Genomic DNA, 13,787 nt, shown 5'->3' with positions numbered 1-13,787 from the left:
ACAATGGCGTTGTGAAAAACGTTGGCGAGGCTCCTCACGAGGAACTCGCGACCGGGGAGCGCTCCACACGCAACCGGGTCGCGCGATCCGTGCTGGACCACGGCCCGTCCACCGTGGCCGACCTCGCGACGCGCCTCGGTCTCACCCAGGCAGCCGTACGCCGTCACCTCGACTCGCTCGTCTCCGACAATGTCGTTGAGCCCCGTGAGCAGCGGATCTACGGCGCGCGCACCCGGGGGCGACCCGCCAAGGTGTTCGCCCTCACCGACTGCGGCCGGGACGCCTTCGACCAGTCGTACGACACGCTGGCCGTCGACGCGCTCCGGTGGATCGAGCGAGCCGCGGGTGGCGGAGCGGCGGGAGAGGCGGCCGTCGCCGCCTTCGCCCGGGACCGGATGGGCACGCAGGCGGACGCCTACCGCAAGGCGGTGGACGCCGTGGCACCCGAGGAACGCGCCGAAGCGCTGGCCAAGGCCCTGAGTGTCGACGGGTACGCTGCTACGGCGCGTAACGCACCGATCGGCCAGCAGCTCTGTCAGCACCACTGCCCGGTGGCCCATGTCGCCGAGCAGTACCCGCAGCTGTGCGAGGCGGAGACAGAGGTCTTCTCCCGTCTCCTGGGAACGCATGTACAGCGTCTGGCCACCATCGCCCATGGTGACGGTGTCTGCACGACGTTCATCCCGCACAGCTCACCCCAGACCACCACACCATCAGCATCTGCAAGCACGGCCGGGAGGAACCCCGCATGACTCTCCCCACGGAGACTGCCCACCCCGAACTCGAGGGCCTGGGTACGTACGAATTCGGCTGGGCCGACTCCGACGCGGCCGGTGCCGCGGCCAAGCGCGGCCTCTCCGAGGCGGTCGTCCGCGACATCTCGGAGAAGAAGAACGAGCCGGAGTGGATGCTGAAGCTGCGGCTCAGGGGCCTGCGGCTGTTCGACAAGAAGCCCATGCCGAGCTGGGGCTCGGACCTGTCGGGCATCGACTTCGACAACATCAAGTACTTTGTGCGGTCCACGGAGAAGCAGGCGGAGTCCTGGGAGGACCTGCCCGAGGACATCAAGAACACGTACGACAAGCTCGGCATCCCGGAGGCGGAGAAGCAGCGCCTGGTCGCCGGTGTCGCCGCCCAGTACGAGTCCGAGGTCGTCTACCACCAGATCCGTGAGGACCTGGAGGAGCAGGGCGTCATCTTCCTCGACACGGACACCGCGCTGAAGGAGCACCCGGAGCTCTTCCAGGAGTACTTCGGCACCGTCATCCCGGTCGGCGACAACAAGTTCGCCTCGCTGAACTCCGCCGTGTGGTCCGGTGGCTCGTTCATCTATGTGCCGAAGGGTGTGCAGGTCGACATCCCGCTGCAGGCCTACTTCCGTATCAACACGGAGAACATGGGCCAGTTCGAGCGGACGCTGATCATCGTCGACGAGGACGCCTACGTCCACTACGTCGAGGGCTGCACCGCCCCGATCTACTCCTCGGACTCGCTGCACAGCGCGGTCGTGGAGATCATCGTCAAGAAGGGCGGCCGCTGCCGCTACACGACGATCCAGAACTGGTCGAACAACGTCTACAACCTGGTCACCAAGCGCGCCGTGGCGTACGAGGGCGCGACCATGGAGTGGGTCGACGGCAACATCGGCTCCAAGGTCACCATGAAGTACCCCGCCGTCTACCTGATGGGCGAGCACGCCAAGGGCGAGACCCTGTCCATCGCCTTCGCGGGCGAGGGCCAGCACCAGGACGCCGGCGCCAAGATGGTCCACATGGCCCCGAACACCTCCTCCAACATCGTCTCCAAGTCGGTGGCGCGAGGCGGCGGCCGTACCTCCTACCGCGGTCTGATCGAAATCGGCGAGGGCGCGCCGGGCGCGAAGTCCAATGTGCTCTGTGATGCGCTGCTGGTCGACACGATCTCCCGCTCCGACACCTACCCGTACGTGGACGTCCGCGAGGACGACGTGTCCATGGGCCACGAGGCCACCGTCTCCAAGGTCTCCGACGACCAGCTCTTCTACCTGATGAGCCGCGGTATGACGGAGTTCGAGGCGATGGCGATGATCGTGCGCGGTTTCGTCGAGCCGATCGCCAAGGAACTGCCCATGGAGTACGCGCTGGAGCTCAACCGGCTGATCGAGCTGCAGATGGAGGGGTCGGTCGGCTAAGGCCCCGCCCTCCCAGAGCAGCGACTGTTTTTCGACGTAGGAAGAGAGCAAGACGACAGCCATGGCTGAGGCTCAGAACATTCCGGCGGGCTCCACCACTGCCGGTTCGATCGCGGTGGCCGCCGAGTCGACCGTCGCCACCCGCATGAGTGCGCCGCCGTCCTTCGACGTGGCGGACTTCCCGGTGCCGCACGGCCGCGAGGAGGAGTGGCGCTTCACTCCTCTGGAGCGGCTGGCCGGTCTGCACAACGGCACCGCCGTCGCGACCGGCAGCGCCATCAAGGTCGCGATCGACGCCCCCGAGGGCGTCATCATCGAGACCGTCGGCCGTGACGACGCGCGGCTCGGCAAGGCGGGCACCCCGGTGGACCGTGTCGCCGCCCAGGCGTACTCCTCCTTCGAGACGGCCTCGGTCGTCACCGTGCCCAAGGACATCGTGCTCACCGAGCCGGTCCGTATCGCCGTGCACGGCGAGGGCGGTACCGCCTACGCCCACCAGGTCATCGAGCTCGGCGCCTTCGCCGAGGCCGTCGTGGTCATCGACCACACCGGTGACGCGGTGCTCGCCTCCAATGTCGACTACCTGCTCGGCGACGGAGCGAAGCTCACCGTCGTCTCCGTCCAGGACTGGGACGACAAGGCAGTCCACGTCTCCCAGCACAATGCGCTGGTCGGCCGGGACGCCTCCTTCAAGTCGATCGTCGTCACCTTCGGCGGCGATGTCGTACGCCTGCACCCGCGCGTTTCCTACGCGGGCACCGGCGGCGAGGCCGAGCTCCTCGGTCTGTACTTCACCGACCAGGGTCAGCACCAGGAGCACCGCCTCATGGTCGACCACAACGCCCCGCACTGTCGCTCCAACGCCGCCTACAAGGGCGCGCTGCAGGGCCAGGACGCGCACGCGGTGTGGATCGGCGACGTCCTGATCGAGGCCAGGGCCGAGGGCACGGACACGTACGAGATGAACCGCAACCTCGTCCTCACGGACGGCGCGCGCGTCGATTCCGTACCGAACCTGGAGATCGAGACCGGCGAGATCGTCGGCGCCGGTCACGCGTCCGCCACCGGCCGCTTCGACGACGAGCAGCTCTTCTATCTGCAGTCCCGTGGCATCCCGGCCGACGAGGCGCGCCGCCTGGTGGTCCGCGGCTTCTTCGCCGAGCTGGTCCAGAAGATCGGCCTGCCCGACCTCGAGGAGCGCCTGCTCGCCAAGATCGACGCGGAGCTGGGGGCGTCCGTCTGATGGCAGCCTTCGTCCGAGCCTGTGGGCTGAGCGAGCTGGAGGAGGACACCCCGAAGCGGGTGGAACTCGACGGCACGCCGGTCTCCGTCGTCCGCACGTGCGGCGAAGTGTTCGCGATCAACGACATCTGTTCGCACGCGAATGTCTCGCTGTCCGAGGGCGAGGTGGAGGACTGCCAGATCGAGTGCTGGCTCCACGGCTCCAGCTTCGACCTCCGCACCGGCAAGCCGTCCGGACTGCCCGCGACGCGCCCCGTGCCCGTATACCCCGTCAAGATCGAAGGGGACGATGTGCTCGTCTCCGTCACCCAGGAGTCCTGAGTCACCCATGGCAACGCTTGAAATCCGCGACCTGCACGTTTCCGTCGAGGCCGAGAACGGCCCCCGGGAGATCCTCAAGGGCGTCGACCTGACCGTGAAGCAGGGCGAGACCCACGCCATCATGGGCCCCAACGGCTCCGGCAAGTCGACCCTCGCGTACTCCATCGCGGGCCACCCCAAGTACACGATCACCAGTGGCACCGTGACTCTGGACGGCGAGGACGTCCTGGAGATGACCGTCGACGAGCGCGCCCGCGCCGGCATGTTCCTGGCCATGCAGTACCCGGTCGAGGTCCCCGGCGTCTCGGTCTCCAACTTCCTGCGTACGTCGGCGACGGCGATCCGCGGCGAGGCCCCCAAGCTGCGTACCTGGGTGAAGGAGGTCAAGTCCGCGATGGAGCAGCTCCAGATGGACCCGGCCTTCGCCGAGCGCAATGTCAACGAGGGCTTCTCCGGCGGTGAGAAGAAGCGCCACGAGATCCTTCAGCTGGAGCTCCTCAAGCCGAAGATCGCGATCCTGGACGAGACCGACTCCGGTCTGGACGTCGACGCGCTGCGTCAGGTCTCCGAGGGCGTCAACCGCGTCCGTGAGACCGGCGAGGTCGGCACCCTGCTGATCACCCACTACACGCGCATCCTGCGCTACATCACGCCCGACTTCGTGCACGTGTTCGCGAACGGCCGCATCGCCGAGTCCGGCGGCGCCGAGCTCGCCGACAAGCTCGAGGCCGAGGGCTACGAGGCATACACGAAGGGTGGCGTATCCGCGTGACACAGCTGCCGGGCCTCCTCGACACCGAGGCGATCCGCAAGGACTTCCCGATCCTGGACCGCGTGATCCACGACGGGAAGAAGCTCGTGTACCTGGACAACGCGGCGACGTCACAGACGCCGCGCCAGGTGCTCGATGTGCTGAGCGAGTACTACGAACAGCACAATGCCAACGTCCACCGCGGCATTCATGTGCTCGCCGAGGAGGCCACGGCGCTGTACGAGGGCGCCCGCGACAAGGTCGCCGCCTTCATCAACGCGCCCAGCCGCGACGAGGTCATCTTCACCAAGAACGCCTCCGAGTCGCTCAACCTCGTGGCGAACATGCTCGGCTGGGCCGACGAGCCCTACCGCGTGGACCACGAGACCGAGATCGTCATCACGGAGATGGAGCACCACTCCAACATCGTTCCGTGGCAGCTGCTCGCGCAGCGCACCGGGGCGAAGCTGAAGTGGTTCGGCCTCACCGACGACGGCCGCCTCGATCTGTCCAACATCGACGAGATCATCACCGAGAAGACGAAGATCGTCTCCTTCACGCTGGTCTCCAACATCATGGGCACGGTCAACCCGGTCGAGGCGCTCGTGCGCCGAGCGCAGGACGTGGGCGCGCTGGTCCTGGTCGACGCCTCGCAGGCCGCGCCGCACATGCCGCTGGACGTACAGGCGCTCGGCGCCGACTTCGTGGCCTTCACCGGCCACAAGATGTGCGGCCCGACGGGCATCGGCGTGCTGTGGGGCCGCCAGGAACTGCTGGAGGACCTGCCGCCGTTCCTCGGCGGCGGCGAGATGATCGAGACCGTGTCGATGCACTCGTCGACGTACGCTCCGGCGCCGCACAAGTTCGAGGCCGGTACGCCCCCGATCGCCCAGGCCGTCGGCCTCGGCGCGGCCGTGGACTACCTCAACTCGATCGGCATGGAGAACATCGCCCAGCATGAGCACGTCCTCACCGAGTACGCGGTGAAGCGGCTGCTCGAGGTCCCGGACCTGCGCATCATCGGCCCCACCACGGCCGAGGAGCGCGGCGCGGCGATCTCCTTCGTGCTCGGCGACATCCACCCGCACGACGTGGGCCAGGTTCTCGACGAGCAGGGCATCGCGGTCCGGGTCGGCCACCACTGCGCGCGGCCGGTCTGCCTGCGGTACGGAATTCCTGCGACCACGCGAGCGTCGTTCTATCTGTACTCCACGCCGTCCGAGGTCGACGCTCTGGTCGACGGCCTGGAGCACGTCCGTAACTTCTTCGGATGAGGGACTGACGCGTGAAGCTGGATTCGATGTACCAGGAAGTCATCCTGGACCACTACAAGCACCCCCACGGGCGCGGTCTGCGGGATGGCGACGCCGAGGTGCACCACGTCAATCCGACGTGCGGCGACGAGATCACACTCCGTGTGCGGTACGAGGGCTCGCTCATCGCGGATGTCAGCTACGAGGGCCAGGGCTGCTCCATCAGCCAGGCCAGCGCCTCCGTGCTGAACGAGCTGCTGGTCGGCAAGGAGCTTGCCGAGGCGCAGAAGATCCAGGCGACCTTCCTGGAGCTGATGCAGTCCAAGGGGCAGATCGAGCCGGACGACGCGATGGAGGAGGTGCTGGAGGACGCGGTCGCGTTCGCCGGCGTCTCCAAGTACCCGGCCCGTGTGAAGTGTGCTCTGCTGAGCTGGATGGCGTGGAAGGACGCGACCGCCCAGGCACTGGGAGACGGCGCGGAGAGGGAGACGGCATGACCGAGAACGCAGGAGCCGCGCTGAAGCCGGCCTCCGAGGAAGAAGTCCGCGAGGCGCTGTACGACGTTGTCGACCCCGAGCTGGGTATCGACGTCGTCAATCTCGGCCTGATCTACGGCATCCACATCGACGACGCCAATATCGCCACCCTCGACATGACGCTGACGTCCGCGGCCTGCCCGCTGACCGATGTCATCGAGGACCAGGCGAAGGCGGCGACGGACGGCATCGTCAATGAGCTGAAGATCAACTGGGTCTGGATGCCGCCGTGGGGCCCGGACAAGATCACGGACGACGGTCGCGAGCAGCTGCGCGCGCTCGGCTTCAACGTCTGAGCCGGACACCTCGAGATCCGGCAAACGGCCATGCCCGCCAGGCAGACTGGCGGGCATGGCCGTTTCTCTGTACACCGTCGTCATCGACTCCCACGATCTGCCGGCGCTGGCCCGCTTCTGGAGCCAGGTCCTGGACTGGAAGGTGGTCTTCGAGGCCGAGGACGAGATCGTCATCGGGGCCGACGAGTCCGCCCTGCCGGGGATCACGTTTGTGCCTGTGGGCGAGCGGAAGACCGTCAAGAACAGACTGCACATCGATCTCACGCCCGACGACCAGACCGCCGAGGTCGAGAGGATCATCGGGCTCGGGGCGCGGCGGGCCGAAGTCGGGCAGCGGCCGGAGGAGACCTGGGTGGTGCTCGCCGACCCCGAGGGCAATGAGTTCTGTGTGCTGCGGCCGAAGAAGACGCTGATCGACTAGATGGACCGGATCGACGGTTCGACCGGATCGACTAGTACGCGGGAGGTACGGCGGCGGCCTCGGCGAGGGTCGGGGCCAGGTTCTCCTTGCGGATGCGCTGGTCGACGTAGAGCAGGCCGGCCACCAGCTGCGGGAAGGCGGCGACGAAGATCTGGCCGATCAGCTGGCTCACCATCAGCACGATCAGCAGGCCGCCCATGGAGACCACGACTTGCAAGGCCGTGGGATCGGAGCCCAGGTCCGAGGTGCCGATCGCGCCGGGGAACATTCCCAGCAGGTTCACCGGCAGCTGGATGAGGTAACTCGCCACCGCGGCGATGAGGAACGCGAGCAGCATGGTGCCGAAGATCCGCCACCAGCCGCCGCGTACGAGCTGCGAGGAGCGGCGCATCGCCGCGAGCGAACTCTGGCCCTCGAAGACGGCGGCAGCCGGTGCCAGGCTGAACTTCACCCAGAGCCAGGCCGCGAGCGGTGTGGTCACCAAGGAGCCCAGGAAGGCCAAGGGCGGCACGATGAGCGGCCCGGTACCCGCGGCGAGGAGCGCGATCATCATGGTGACGAAGGCCAGCAGGAACAGCGCGAACGGGACCAGCAGGATCAGGCCGGTGAGGAAGACCGTGCCGATCACCGCGGGGACGCGGGCGCGGGCCCGGCGCCAGATGGCGCCGAAGGTGGTCGGCCGGCCCAGTACCGCTTCCTGCACGATCGCCGAACAGCCGGCGTAGACCATCGTCGTGGCGAACAGCATCGCCAGCACGCCGATGAGCCAGACGCAGCCGAAGGCGATGAGCAGGGGCCGGACGTCCGCCCAGGCGGGGGTCCCTTCGTCGGCGAAGACGCGGGGGAGGTGGCTCCCCGCGACCGCATAGGCGGCAACCGTCGCCACGGCGACCACGGCGGCCGCCGCTCCGTAGGCGGCCGCGGCTATGCCGAACAGCTGCTTCCAGTAGCGGCCGATCGTCGCGAAGGCACCGCCCAGGACATCGCCGAGGCCGAGCGGAGCCAGCGGAATCACTCCGGGCTTGGGTGGCGGCGGAGGCATCCAGCCGCCCCAGCCTGGAGGGCCTGCGTGCGGCGTGTTTCCGTATGCCACTGGTGTGTCTCCCGCGCGTCTTGTGCCTGGTCGGACGGGACACCGTAGCGGGACGGCCCGGGACGGTTCACCGCGCCCCCTTCGCCCTGCCCTTCGTCGTGGCCCGCGCCCCGCTCCTGGTCTCGGCCGTCGCCTCGCGCAGCGCGGGCGCGGCCTGCTCGAAGTAGCGGAAGAGGACGCGCAGTTCATCGGCGCTGAAGCCGTCGAAGACCTCGGCCATCCGGCGGCGGGCCGCGCCGAACGCCGCCTCGTCCTGCTCGCGGGTGAGCGGCACGGCCTCGACCACGACCCGTCGGCGGTCGGCCGGATCGGGGCCGCGGCGCACCCAGCCGGCCCGCTCGAGGCGGTCGACGAGCCGGGTCGTGGCGCTCTGCGAGAGACCGATGCGTTCGGCGAGCCCGCCGGTGGTCAGGGGCCCCGCGAGTTCCAGGGCGTTGAGCGCATACACATCGGTGGGGTTCTGCCCGAGGGTCTCGGCCGCCGCCTGGCCGTGCAGGACGACGGCGGTGAGGTAGTCGCGGTAGATGCGTGCGAGCTGCCCGAGCAGTGGTCCGCGTTCCTGGTCGGACATCGTCCGCCGCCTTTCTGGGGATACATGGTCGTCTGTTGCTTGCGCCCGTACATATATTGCACGACCCGCCGTTGTGTACTGCTGTACGCAACGATGTGTACACTCGTACGCATGGGATACGGACTGCTGGCCGCGGCGATCGCGGCGGAGGTGGCCGGGACGACGGCCATGAAGTACAGCGAGGGCTTCACCAGGCTGTGGCCCTCGCTGCTCACCGTCGTGGGCTATCTGCTCGCCTTCTCGCTGCTCGCGCGCACGCTGAAGACGCTGTCGGTGGGCACCGCGTACGCGATCTGGGCGGGTGTCGGCACGGCCGCGATCGCCGTCATCGGCATGGTGTTCCTGGGCGAGTCGACCAGCCTGGTCAAGATCGCGGGCATCGCGCTGGTGATCGCCGGGGTCGTGGTGCTCAGCATGGGCGGAGCCCACTGATGGCGCGTCGGTACGACCCCGAACGGCGCGAGCGCCTCATCGACGCCGCGATCCGGGTGGTCGGGCGCAACGGGATCGCCGGGCTCAGTCATCGCACCGTGGCGGCCGAGGCGGATGTGCCACTCGGCTCGACGACGTACCACTTCGCCTCCCTCGACGAGCTGTTGGTTGCCGCGTTGCGCCAGGCCAACGAGGGGTTCGCGGCGGCGGTACGGGACAGTGGCGCGCTCGCCGACCCGGACGCCGATATCGCGGAGGAGCTCGCGCGGCTGATGGGGGATTGGCTCGCGGGTGAGCGCACCGGGGTTGAGCTGGAGTACGAGCTCTATCTGGCTGCCCTGCGGCGGCCCGCGCTGCGGCCGGTCGCGGAGGAGTGGTGCGAGGGACTTGCCGAGATCCTGGCCCGGCGGACCGATCCGGTCACCGCGCGGGCGCTGGTGGCGTTGATGGACGGCATATGCCTGCAGGTGCTGCTGACCGATGTGCCGTACGAGGCGGAGTTCGCGCGCGAGATGCTGGCGCGGATCATCGGCTGAGCGGAACGGCTGCCGGCGGCGCGCGGGCGTGTCCGGCGGGCGAGAGCGGGGTGCCTGACGTCGGCGCCGCCGGTCCCATTCCCGGTCCCGTTCCCGTCTGCGCGGCTGTCGCGGGAGCGGCCGACCACCGGCCCGTCAAGGACGCGATCGGCCGGCCCGCCCTGGCCGTGTACGAGCCCGGCTCCACGTTCACCCGTGACCTGAACCTGCGGGAGGAGCTGCTGCTCGACCCGAAGACATTCGAGTACCGCGGTGAGCGCAAGCTCTATCTCGCCGGTGGAAAGCTCGATGGAAAGGTCACCACGAAGGACACGCCGGTGAGGGGCAGCGCTCTCGTGAAGGCCGCCGTCCTCGACAATCACAGCCTGCGCCCCTGACCGGCCGGGGGTGGGACGGGGCGGACGCGCGACCGGCACCTGAGACCGGTTCGCACCCGCCCGCCCCGGCCGGTTAAGTTTTCTGTCATGACCGACACCACTGCTCCTCGCACCACCGGCGCCGTCGCCGCCGGGCTCGCCACGCTCACCGCCGACGGCACCGTCCTCGACACCTGGTTCCCCGCCCCCGAGCTGTCCACCGAGCCCGGCCCGGCCGGGACCGAGCGGCTGACCGCCGAGCGTGCCGTCGAACTGCTCGGCGAGGGCGCCGCCAAGGCGCTCGGCCCGGACGCCCGCCGCGGCGTCGAGGTCGTCGCCGTCCGTACGGTCATCGCCTCGCTCGACGACAAGCCGCTGGACGCGCACGACGCGTATCTGCGTCTGCACCTGCTCTCGCACCGCCTGGTCAAGCCGCACGGCCAGAACCTGGACGGCCTGTTCGGCCTGCTCGCCAATGTCGCCTGGACCTCGCTCGGCCCGGTCGCCGTCGACGACGTCGAGAAGGTCCGGCTGAACGCTCGCGCCGAGGGTCTGCACCTGGCCGTGACGAGCATCGACAAGTTCCCGCGGATGACGGACTACGTCGCGCCCAAGGGCGTGCGCATCGCCGACGCCGACCGCGTCCGCCTCGGCGCGCACCTCGCCGAGGGCACCACCGTGATGCACGAGGGCTTCGTCAACTTCAACGCCGGCACGCTCGGCACATCGATGGTCGAGGGCCGGATCTCCGCGGGCGTCGTCGTCGGCGACGGCTCCGACATCGGCGGCGGCGCCTCCACCATGGGCACGCTCTCCGGTGGCGGCAACGTCCGTATCGTCATCGGCGAGCGCTGCCTGATCGGCGCCGAGGCGGGCGTCGGCATCGCGCTCGGCGACGAGTGCGTCGTCGAGGCCGGTCTGTACGTCACCGCCGGTACCCGGGTCACCCTGCCCGACGGGCAGATCGTCAAGGCCCGTGAGCTGTCCGGCGCGAGCAACATCCTCTTCCGCCGCAACTCGGTCACCGGCGCCGTCGAGGCCCGCCCGAACAATGCGGTCTGGGGCGGCCTCAACGAGGTCCTGCACAGCCACAACTGACGCCCAACCGCACTGACCTGCGGCTGAGCTGTCGCCAGTTTTCATCGTCGGTCACCACTGAGCGCCCTCCCACGGCCCCTGGACGGCCCCGGGAGGGCGCTCCGCTGTCGCTGTGCCCCGTGAGTCCCCGCGCCGTCCGGCACGCCTGTGGCGCCCTGTGAACGGCCCCTGACCAGGAAAGTCGGTCAGGGGCCGTTCTCATGAGGTTGTCCGCGAGCGACCGCTGTTCCCTGCTGTTTCCCGACCGAACGGGAGAGCACGGGAAGGGCACGGCCGCTGAGATGGCCGAGCCGCTCGGAGGATGCTTCTCCTGCCCTGTCAGCGGATGACGCGGACGGTGAGCTGCGTATCCGTGGCATTGAGCATGACGGACTGGATGGAGCCGCGGGCTGTGCGGTAGGACCCGGTGCCTCCGGTGATCGCGACGCTGGCGTCGCCGGGGCCTGCAGCGGTAACGGTGAACCGACCTTGGAAGGTGATCTGCCCCTCGGTCAGGGTAAGGGAGCCCACGCACTGCAGGTCGAACTCATCGGCGGGGGCGGTTCGGGTGATTGTGCAGACCTCGCCGAAGTTGCCGACCGTGGCGCTGCCATGGATGAGATTCCCGCTGACGACGAATTCGTCTCCTTGGCTGGGCCCGGACGACCCGTCCACATCGATGGAACTGATCTGGGTCTGCCTCGCGATCAGCTGGTGGACGTTCTCAGGCCCGGGACCAGTACTGCTGGAAGCCGATGCCGGGTGAGAGCAGACAAGGAGGGCGACCAGTCCGGTGGCCGCGCTCAGACCGACATGCTTGAAGTGACGCACGCTGTGCTCCTGTGGGACCAAGGGGGCGGCTCACTGACCATGTGTCATGTGAGGTAACCGATTCCCAGGTCAGCCTCATGTGGATCACATGGTTCCGCGACTCGCGCCTACCCATCCAGGTGAAACGACCGGCGGCGCCCACCCGACGGAGAGGCGGATGAATCTTTTCCCGCCATTGCTTCCTGCCGCACCAGAGCGATCCTCAATGGCGACGGAAGGTTCCCTCACGTGCGCAAGAAATCCTGGGCAGCAGTGGCGGCGGGTGCCCTGGCGGTCGCGACCCCGGCGGTGGGGTCACCCTCCGCGAGCGCGACCGATGTCTACTCGAGGTTGGTGAACTACAAGAGCGGACGATGCCTCTCCCTGGAGGGCGGCGGTGGTACGGCCAACGGGACCAACGCCATCATCCGGAGCTGCGGCACCGGGCACGAGCAGTATCGGTTCCACGCCACGCCTTCCGGTGAAATCCGCAACCTCAAGAACGGCAAGTGCCTGTCGCTTGCGAGCGGCGGGGGTACCGCCAACGGAACCGAGGTCTTCCTGTGGACCTGCAACGGTCGCTCCGAGCAGGAGTGGAGCTACTCAGGTACTCACCAGTGGTACAACGTGAAGGCCGGGAAGCGCATGTCGACGGCGGGCGGCGGGGGCACCTCGAACGGCACCAAGGTGACCATCTACAACTGCCTCGGTTCGGACGAGCAGCACTGGGACTACGTGGCTAGGAAGATCGTGATGGGAGGCCTGCAACCTCCCACCGCCACAACCGAGGCGTCCTCAGGGCTCCGCCCGGACCCTGTCCTCAGACGCCGGCTGGGCTGGACGTCGGTGCGAGCAGCTCCTCGTACGCCCTGCGCAGGCCGTCGGTCGCCTCGCGGCCGGCGGGCTGCAGCGGTTCCCGGACCGGCCCCGCGTCGATCAGTGCCTTCACGGTCACCGTGCCGGGCAGGCCAGACGCCATCATCAACTCGGCCAGCGGGGCGATGAGTTGATTCAGGCGGGCGGCCTCGGCGACCTGCCCCGCGTCGTATGCGTCGAGCGCCGCCCGCAGCTGCCGCGGCGCGACATTCGCGACCGTGCTGACGAAGCCCGCACCGCCCACCGCGTACAGCGGAAGGTTCAGTTCCTCGCTGCCCGAGTAGTACGCCAGCGAGGTCCGGGCGATCACCTTCGTCGAGCCGAGCAGGTCGTACGCGCAGTCCTTGACGGCCACGATCCGCGGATGCCCGGCCAGGCGCATCAGCGTGTCCGGCTCGATACGGGTGCCGGTGCGGCCCGGGATGTCGTACAGCATCAGCGGGATGCCGACAGCGTTCGCGACCCGCCTGAAGTGGGCCTCGACAGCTGCCTGCGGCGGACGGCTGTAGTACGGCGTCACCACCAGCACCCCGTCCGCGCCCGCCGCCTCGGCGGCCTGCGCCAGCTCCACGGTGTGCCGGGTGTCCGCGCTGCCCACGCCCGCGACGACGGACGCGCGGTCGCCGACCGCCTCCACCACCGCCCGTACGAGAGCGGTCTTCTCCGCGTCCGAGGTGGTCGGCGACTCACCTGTGGTGCCGTTCACCACGAGGCCGTCGCAGCCCTCGGCCACCAGATGGTCCGCCAGATTCTGGGCGCCGTCCAGGTCCAGCTCACCGGCGTCGGTGAAGGGCGTGATCATCGCGCAGAGCGCGCGGCCGAAAGGACGGGATGTGGTCATACGGCAGTTTCGGTCGGGCAGAGCGTGAAGGTCCACTTAGATTTTCTTGCGGTGAGAGGCAAGCAGAGCTGAACTATTGAGTGTGCATGCCTGGAGGTGGTGTCGACGCGGTCTGTCCGTTCCGGAATCCGTCGTCGTGAGCCGGTACCGCCGGGCGCGCCGCCGGCGCGGGAACTGCGCACTCCGCTATCCGTCACCGAACGGT

17 protein-coding genes and 1 pseudogene are annotated in these 13,787 nt (G+C 68.6%); 14 read left to right on the top strand and 4 right to left on the bottom strand.

All coding sequences use genetic code 11. The features are described 5' to 3' along the window. The first annotated feature begins 11 nt into the window (after nt 1–11). From AB0D12_RS28290 to AB0D12_RS28250, 9 genes are all read left to right on the top strand, one after another. On the top strand, nt 12–752 hold the full coding sequence (locus tag AB0D12_RS28290; protein WP_362688600.1) for an ArsR family transcriptional regulator: 741 nt from the start codon (nt 12–14) through the stop codon (nt 750–752). Next, nucleotides 749–2,170, top strand: a complete 1,422-nt coding sequence (sufB, locus tag AB0D12_RS28285; protein ID WP_362688597.1) for a Fe-S cluster assembly protein SufB — start codon at nt 749–751, stop codon at nt 2,168–2,170. The genes AB0D12_RS28290 and sufB overlap by 4 nt, the downstream gene beginning before the upstream one ends. A 61-nt stretch (nt 2,171–2,231) precedes the next feature. Beyond that, the gene (gene sufD, locus AB0D12_RS28280; RefSeq protein WP_362688594.1) at nt 2,232–3,413 is read left to right on the top strand and encodes a Fe-S cluster assembly protein SufD; all 1,182 of its coding nucleotides are present in this window, start codon (nt 2,232–2,234) and stop codon (nt 3,411–3,413) included. Next, nucleotides 3,413–3,733, top strand: a complete 321-nt coding sequence (locus tag AB0D12_RS28275) for a non-heme iron oxygenase ferredoxin subunit (RefSeq protein ID WP_215093443.1) — start codon at nt 3,413–3,415, stop codon at nt 3,731–3,733. The genes sufD and AB0D12_RS28275 overlap by 1 nt, the downstream gene beginning before the upstream one ends. A gap of 7 nt (nt 3,734–3,740) precedes the next feature. Then, entirely contained in the window at nt 3,741–4,505 is a 765-nt protein-coding gene (sufC, locus tag AB0D12_RS28270) for a Fe-S cluster assembly ATPase SufC (protein ID WP_327322846.1), read from the top strand. Continuing rightward, nucleotides 4,502–5,758 carry a cysteine desulfurase gene (locus AB0D12_RS28265; protein WP_362688590.1) on the top strand — a complete coding sequence of 419 codons (1,257 nt, stop codon included), beginning with the start codon at nt 4,502–4,504 and terminating at the stop codon, nt 5,756–5,758. Before sufC ends, AB0D12_RS28265 begins: the two co-directional genes overlap by 4 nt. An 11-nt stretch (nt 5,759–5,769) precedes the next feature. Continuing rightward, nucleotides 5,770–6,234: a Fe-S cluster assembly sulfur transfer protein SufU gene (gene sufU / locus AB0D12_RS28260; protein WP_362688587.1), complete on the top strand. Its 465-nt coding sequence runs from the start codon at nt 5,770–5,772 to the stop codon at nt 6,232–6,234. Continuing rightward, a complete protein-coding gene (locus AB0D12_RS28255; protein ID WP_326649154.1) occupies nt 6,231–6,569 on the top strand; it encodes a metal-sulfur cluster assembly factor in 339 nt (112 codons plus the stop codon). Before sufU ends, AB0D12_RS28255 begins: the two co-directional genes overlap by 4 nt. A gap of 55 nt (nt 6,570–6,624) precedes the next feature. Continuing rightward, nucleotides 6,625–6,990 carry a VOC family protein gene (locus tag AB0D12_RS28250; protein WP_362688584.1) on the top strand — a complete coding sequence of 122 codons (366 nt, stop codon included), beginning with the start codon at nt 6,625–6,627 and terminating at the stop codon, nt 6,988–6,990. A 31-nt stretch (nt 6,991–7,021) separates the two neighbouring features. Here AB0D12_RS28250 and AB0D12_RS28245 read toward each other — a convergent pair whose 3' ends face one another. After that, the gene (locus AB0D12_RS28245) at nt 7,022–8,032 is read right to left on the bottom strand and encodes a hypothetical protein (RefSeq protein ID WP_362688581.1); all 1,011 of its coding nucleotides are present in this window, start codon (nt 8,030–8,032) and stop codon (nt 7,022–7,024) included. 118 nt (nt 8,033–8,150) lie between these two features. Then, entirely contained in the window at nt 8,151–8,654 is a 504-nt protein-coding gene (locus tag AB0D12_RS28240; protein WP_362688578.1) for a MarR family transcriptional regulator, read from the bottom strand. Between the two features lie 111 nt (nt 8,655–8,765). On the opposite strand from AB0D12_RS28240, the gene AB0D12_RS28235 reads away from it, so the two are divergent. The 4 genes from AB0D12_RS28235 (at nt 8,766) to dapD (ending at nt 11,076) form a co-directional block, all read left to right on the top strand. Next, nucleotides 8,766–9,086: a multidrug efflux SMR transporter gene (locus tag AB0D12_RS28235; protein WP_327322840.1), complete on the top strand. Its 321-nt coding sequence runs from the start codon at nt 8,766–8,768 to the stop codon at nt 9,084–9,086. Beyond that, on the top strand, nt 9,086–9,622 hold the full coding sequence (locus tag AB0D12_RS28230) for a TetR family transcriptional regulator (protein WP_362688573.1): 537 nt from the start codon (nt 9,086–9,088) through the stop codon (nt 9,620–9,622). Before AB0D12_RS28235 ends, AB0D12_RS28230 begins: the two co-directional genes overlap by 1 nt. Nucleotides 9,623–9,672: 50 nt before the next feature. Continuing rightward, a complete protein-coding gene (locus AB0D12_RS28225; protein ID WP_362688570.1) occupies nt 9,673–9,999 on the top strand; it encodes a hypothetical protein in 327 nt (108 codons plus the stop codon). A gap of 87 nt (nt 10,000–10,086) precedes the next feature. After that, the gene (dapD, locus tag AB0D12_RS28220; RefSeq protein WP_362688567.1) at nt 10,087–11,076 is read left to right on the top strand and encodes a 2,3,4,5-tetrahydropyridine-2,6-dicarboxylate N-succinyltransferase; all 990 of its coding nucleotides are present in this window, start codon (nt 10,087–10,089) and stop codon (nt 11,074–11,076) included. 318 nt (nt 11,077–11,394) lie between these two features. Here the strand turns inward: dapD and AB0D12_RS28215 are convergent, their stop codons facing one another. Further along, nucleotides 11,395–11,886: a hypothetical protein gene (locus AB0D12_RS28215; protein ID WP_362688564.1), complete on the bottom strand. Its 492-nt coding sequence runs from the start codon at nt 11,884–11,886 to the stop codon at nt 11,395–11,397. Nucleotides 11,887–12,114: 228 nt separating this feature from the next. Here AB0D12_RS28215 and AB0D12_RS28210 point away from each other — a divergent pair. Then, nucleotides 12,115–12,582 (top strand): annotated as a pseudogene (locus AB0D12_RS28210) (ricin-type beta-trefoil lectin domain protein); the annotation flags it as partial. A gap of 103 nt (nt 12,583–12,685) precedes the next feature. On the opposite strand, the gene dapA reads toward AB0D12_RS28210, so the two are convergent. Beyond that, nucleotides 12,686–13,582 (bottom strand): 4-hydroxy-tetrahydrodipicolinate synthase, encoded by an 897-nt coding sequence (gene dapA / locus AB0D12_RS28205; protein WP_362688561.1) that lies wholly within the window; start codon nt 13,580–13,582, stop codon nt 12,686–12,688. Nucleotides 13,583–13,787 lie beyond the last annotated feature (205 nt).

Origin of the sequence: Streptomyces sp. NPDC048479 (assembly GCF_040651435.1) — a bacterium.
Taxonomy (GTDB): domain Bacteria; phylum Actinomycetota; class Actinomycetes; order Streptomycetales; family Streptomycetaceae; genus Streptomyces.
Note: the sequence above shows the minus strand (reverse complement) of the source record. Positions and strands in the feature narration are given on the sequence as shown.

Bases quoted from the DNA above. Each gene is read 5' to 3' on its own strand.
- sufB (WP_362688597.1), top strand. From the start codon at position 749: ATGACTCTCCCCACGGAGACTGCCCACCCCGAACTCGAGGGCCTGGGT.
- sufD (WP_362688594.1), top strand. From the start codon at position 2,232: ATGGCTGAGGCTCAGAACATTCCGGCGGGCTCCACCACTGCCGGTTCG.
- AB0D12_RS28275 (WP_215093443.1), top strand. From the start codon at position 3,413: ATGGCAGCCTTCGTCCGAGCCTGTGGGCTGAGCGAGCTGGAGGAGGAC.
- sufC (WP_327322846.1), top strand. From the start codon at position 3,741: ATGGCAACGCTTGAAATCCGCGACCTGCACGTTTCCGTCGAGGCCGAG.
- AB0D12_RS28255 (WP_326649154.1), top strand. From the start codon at position 6,231: ATGACCGAGAACGCAGGAGCCGCGCTGAAGCCGGCCTCCGAGGAAGAA.
- AB0D12_RS28250 (WP_362688584.1), top strand. From the start codon at position 6,625: ATGGCCGTTTCTCTGTACACCGTCGTCATCGACTCCCACGATCTGCCG.
- AB0D12_RS28245 (WP_362688581.1), bottom strand. From the start codon at position 8,032: ATGCCTCCGCCGCCACCCAAGCCCGGAGTGATTCCGCTGGCTCCGCTC.
- AB0D12_RS28240 (WP_362688578.1), bottom strand. From the start codon at position 8,654: ATGTCCGACCAGGAACGCGGACCACTGCTCGGGCAGCTCGCACGCATC.
- AB0D12_RS28235 (WP_327322840.1), top strand. From the start codon at position 8,766: ATGGGATACGGACTGCTGGCCGCGGCGATCGCGGCGGAGGTGGCCGGG.
- AB0D12_RS28230 (WP_362688573.1), top strand. From the start codon at position 9,086: ATGGCGCGTCGGTACGACCCCGAACGGCGCGAGCGCCTCATCGACGCC.
- dapD (WP_362688567.1), top strand. From the start codon at position 10,087: ATGACCGACACCACTGCTCCTCGCACCACCGGCGCCGTCGCCGCCGGG.
- dapA (WP_362688561.1), bottom strand. From the start codon at position 13,582: ATGACCACATCCCGTCCTTTCGGCCGCGCGCTCTGCGCGATGATCACG.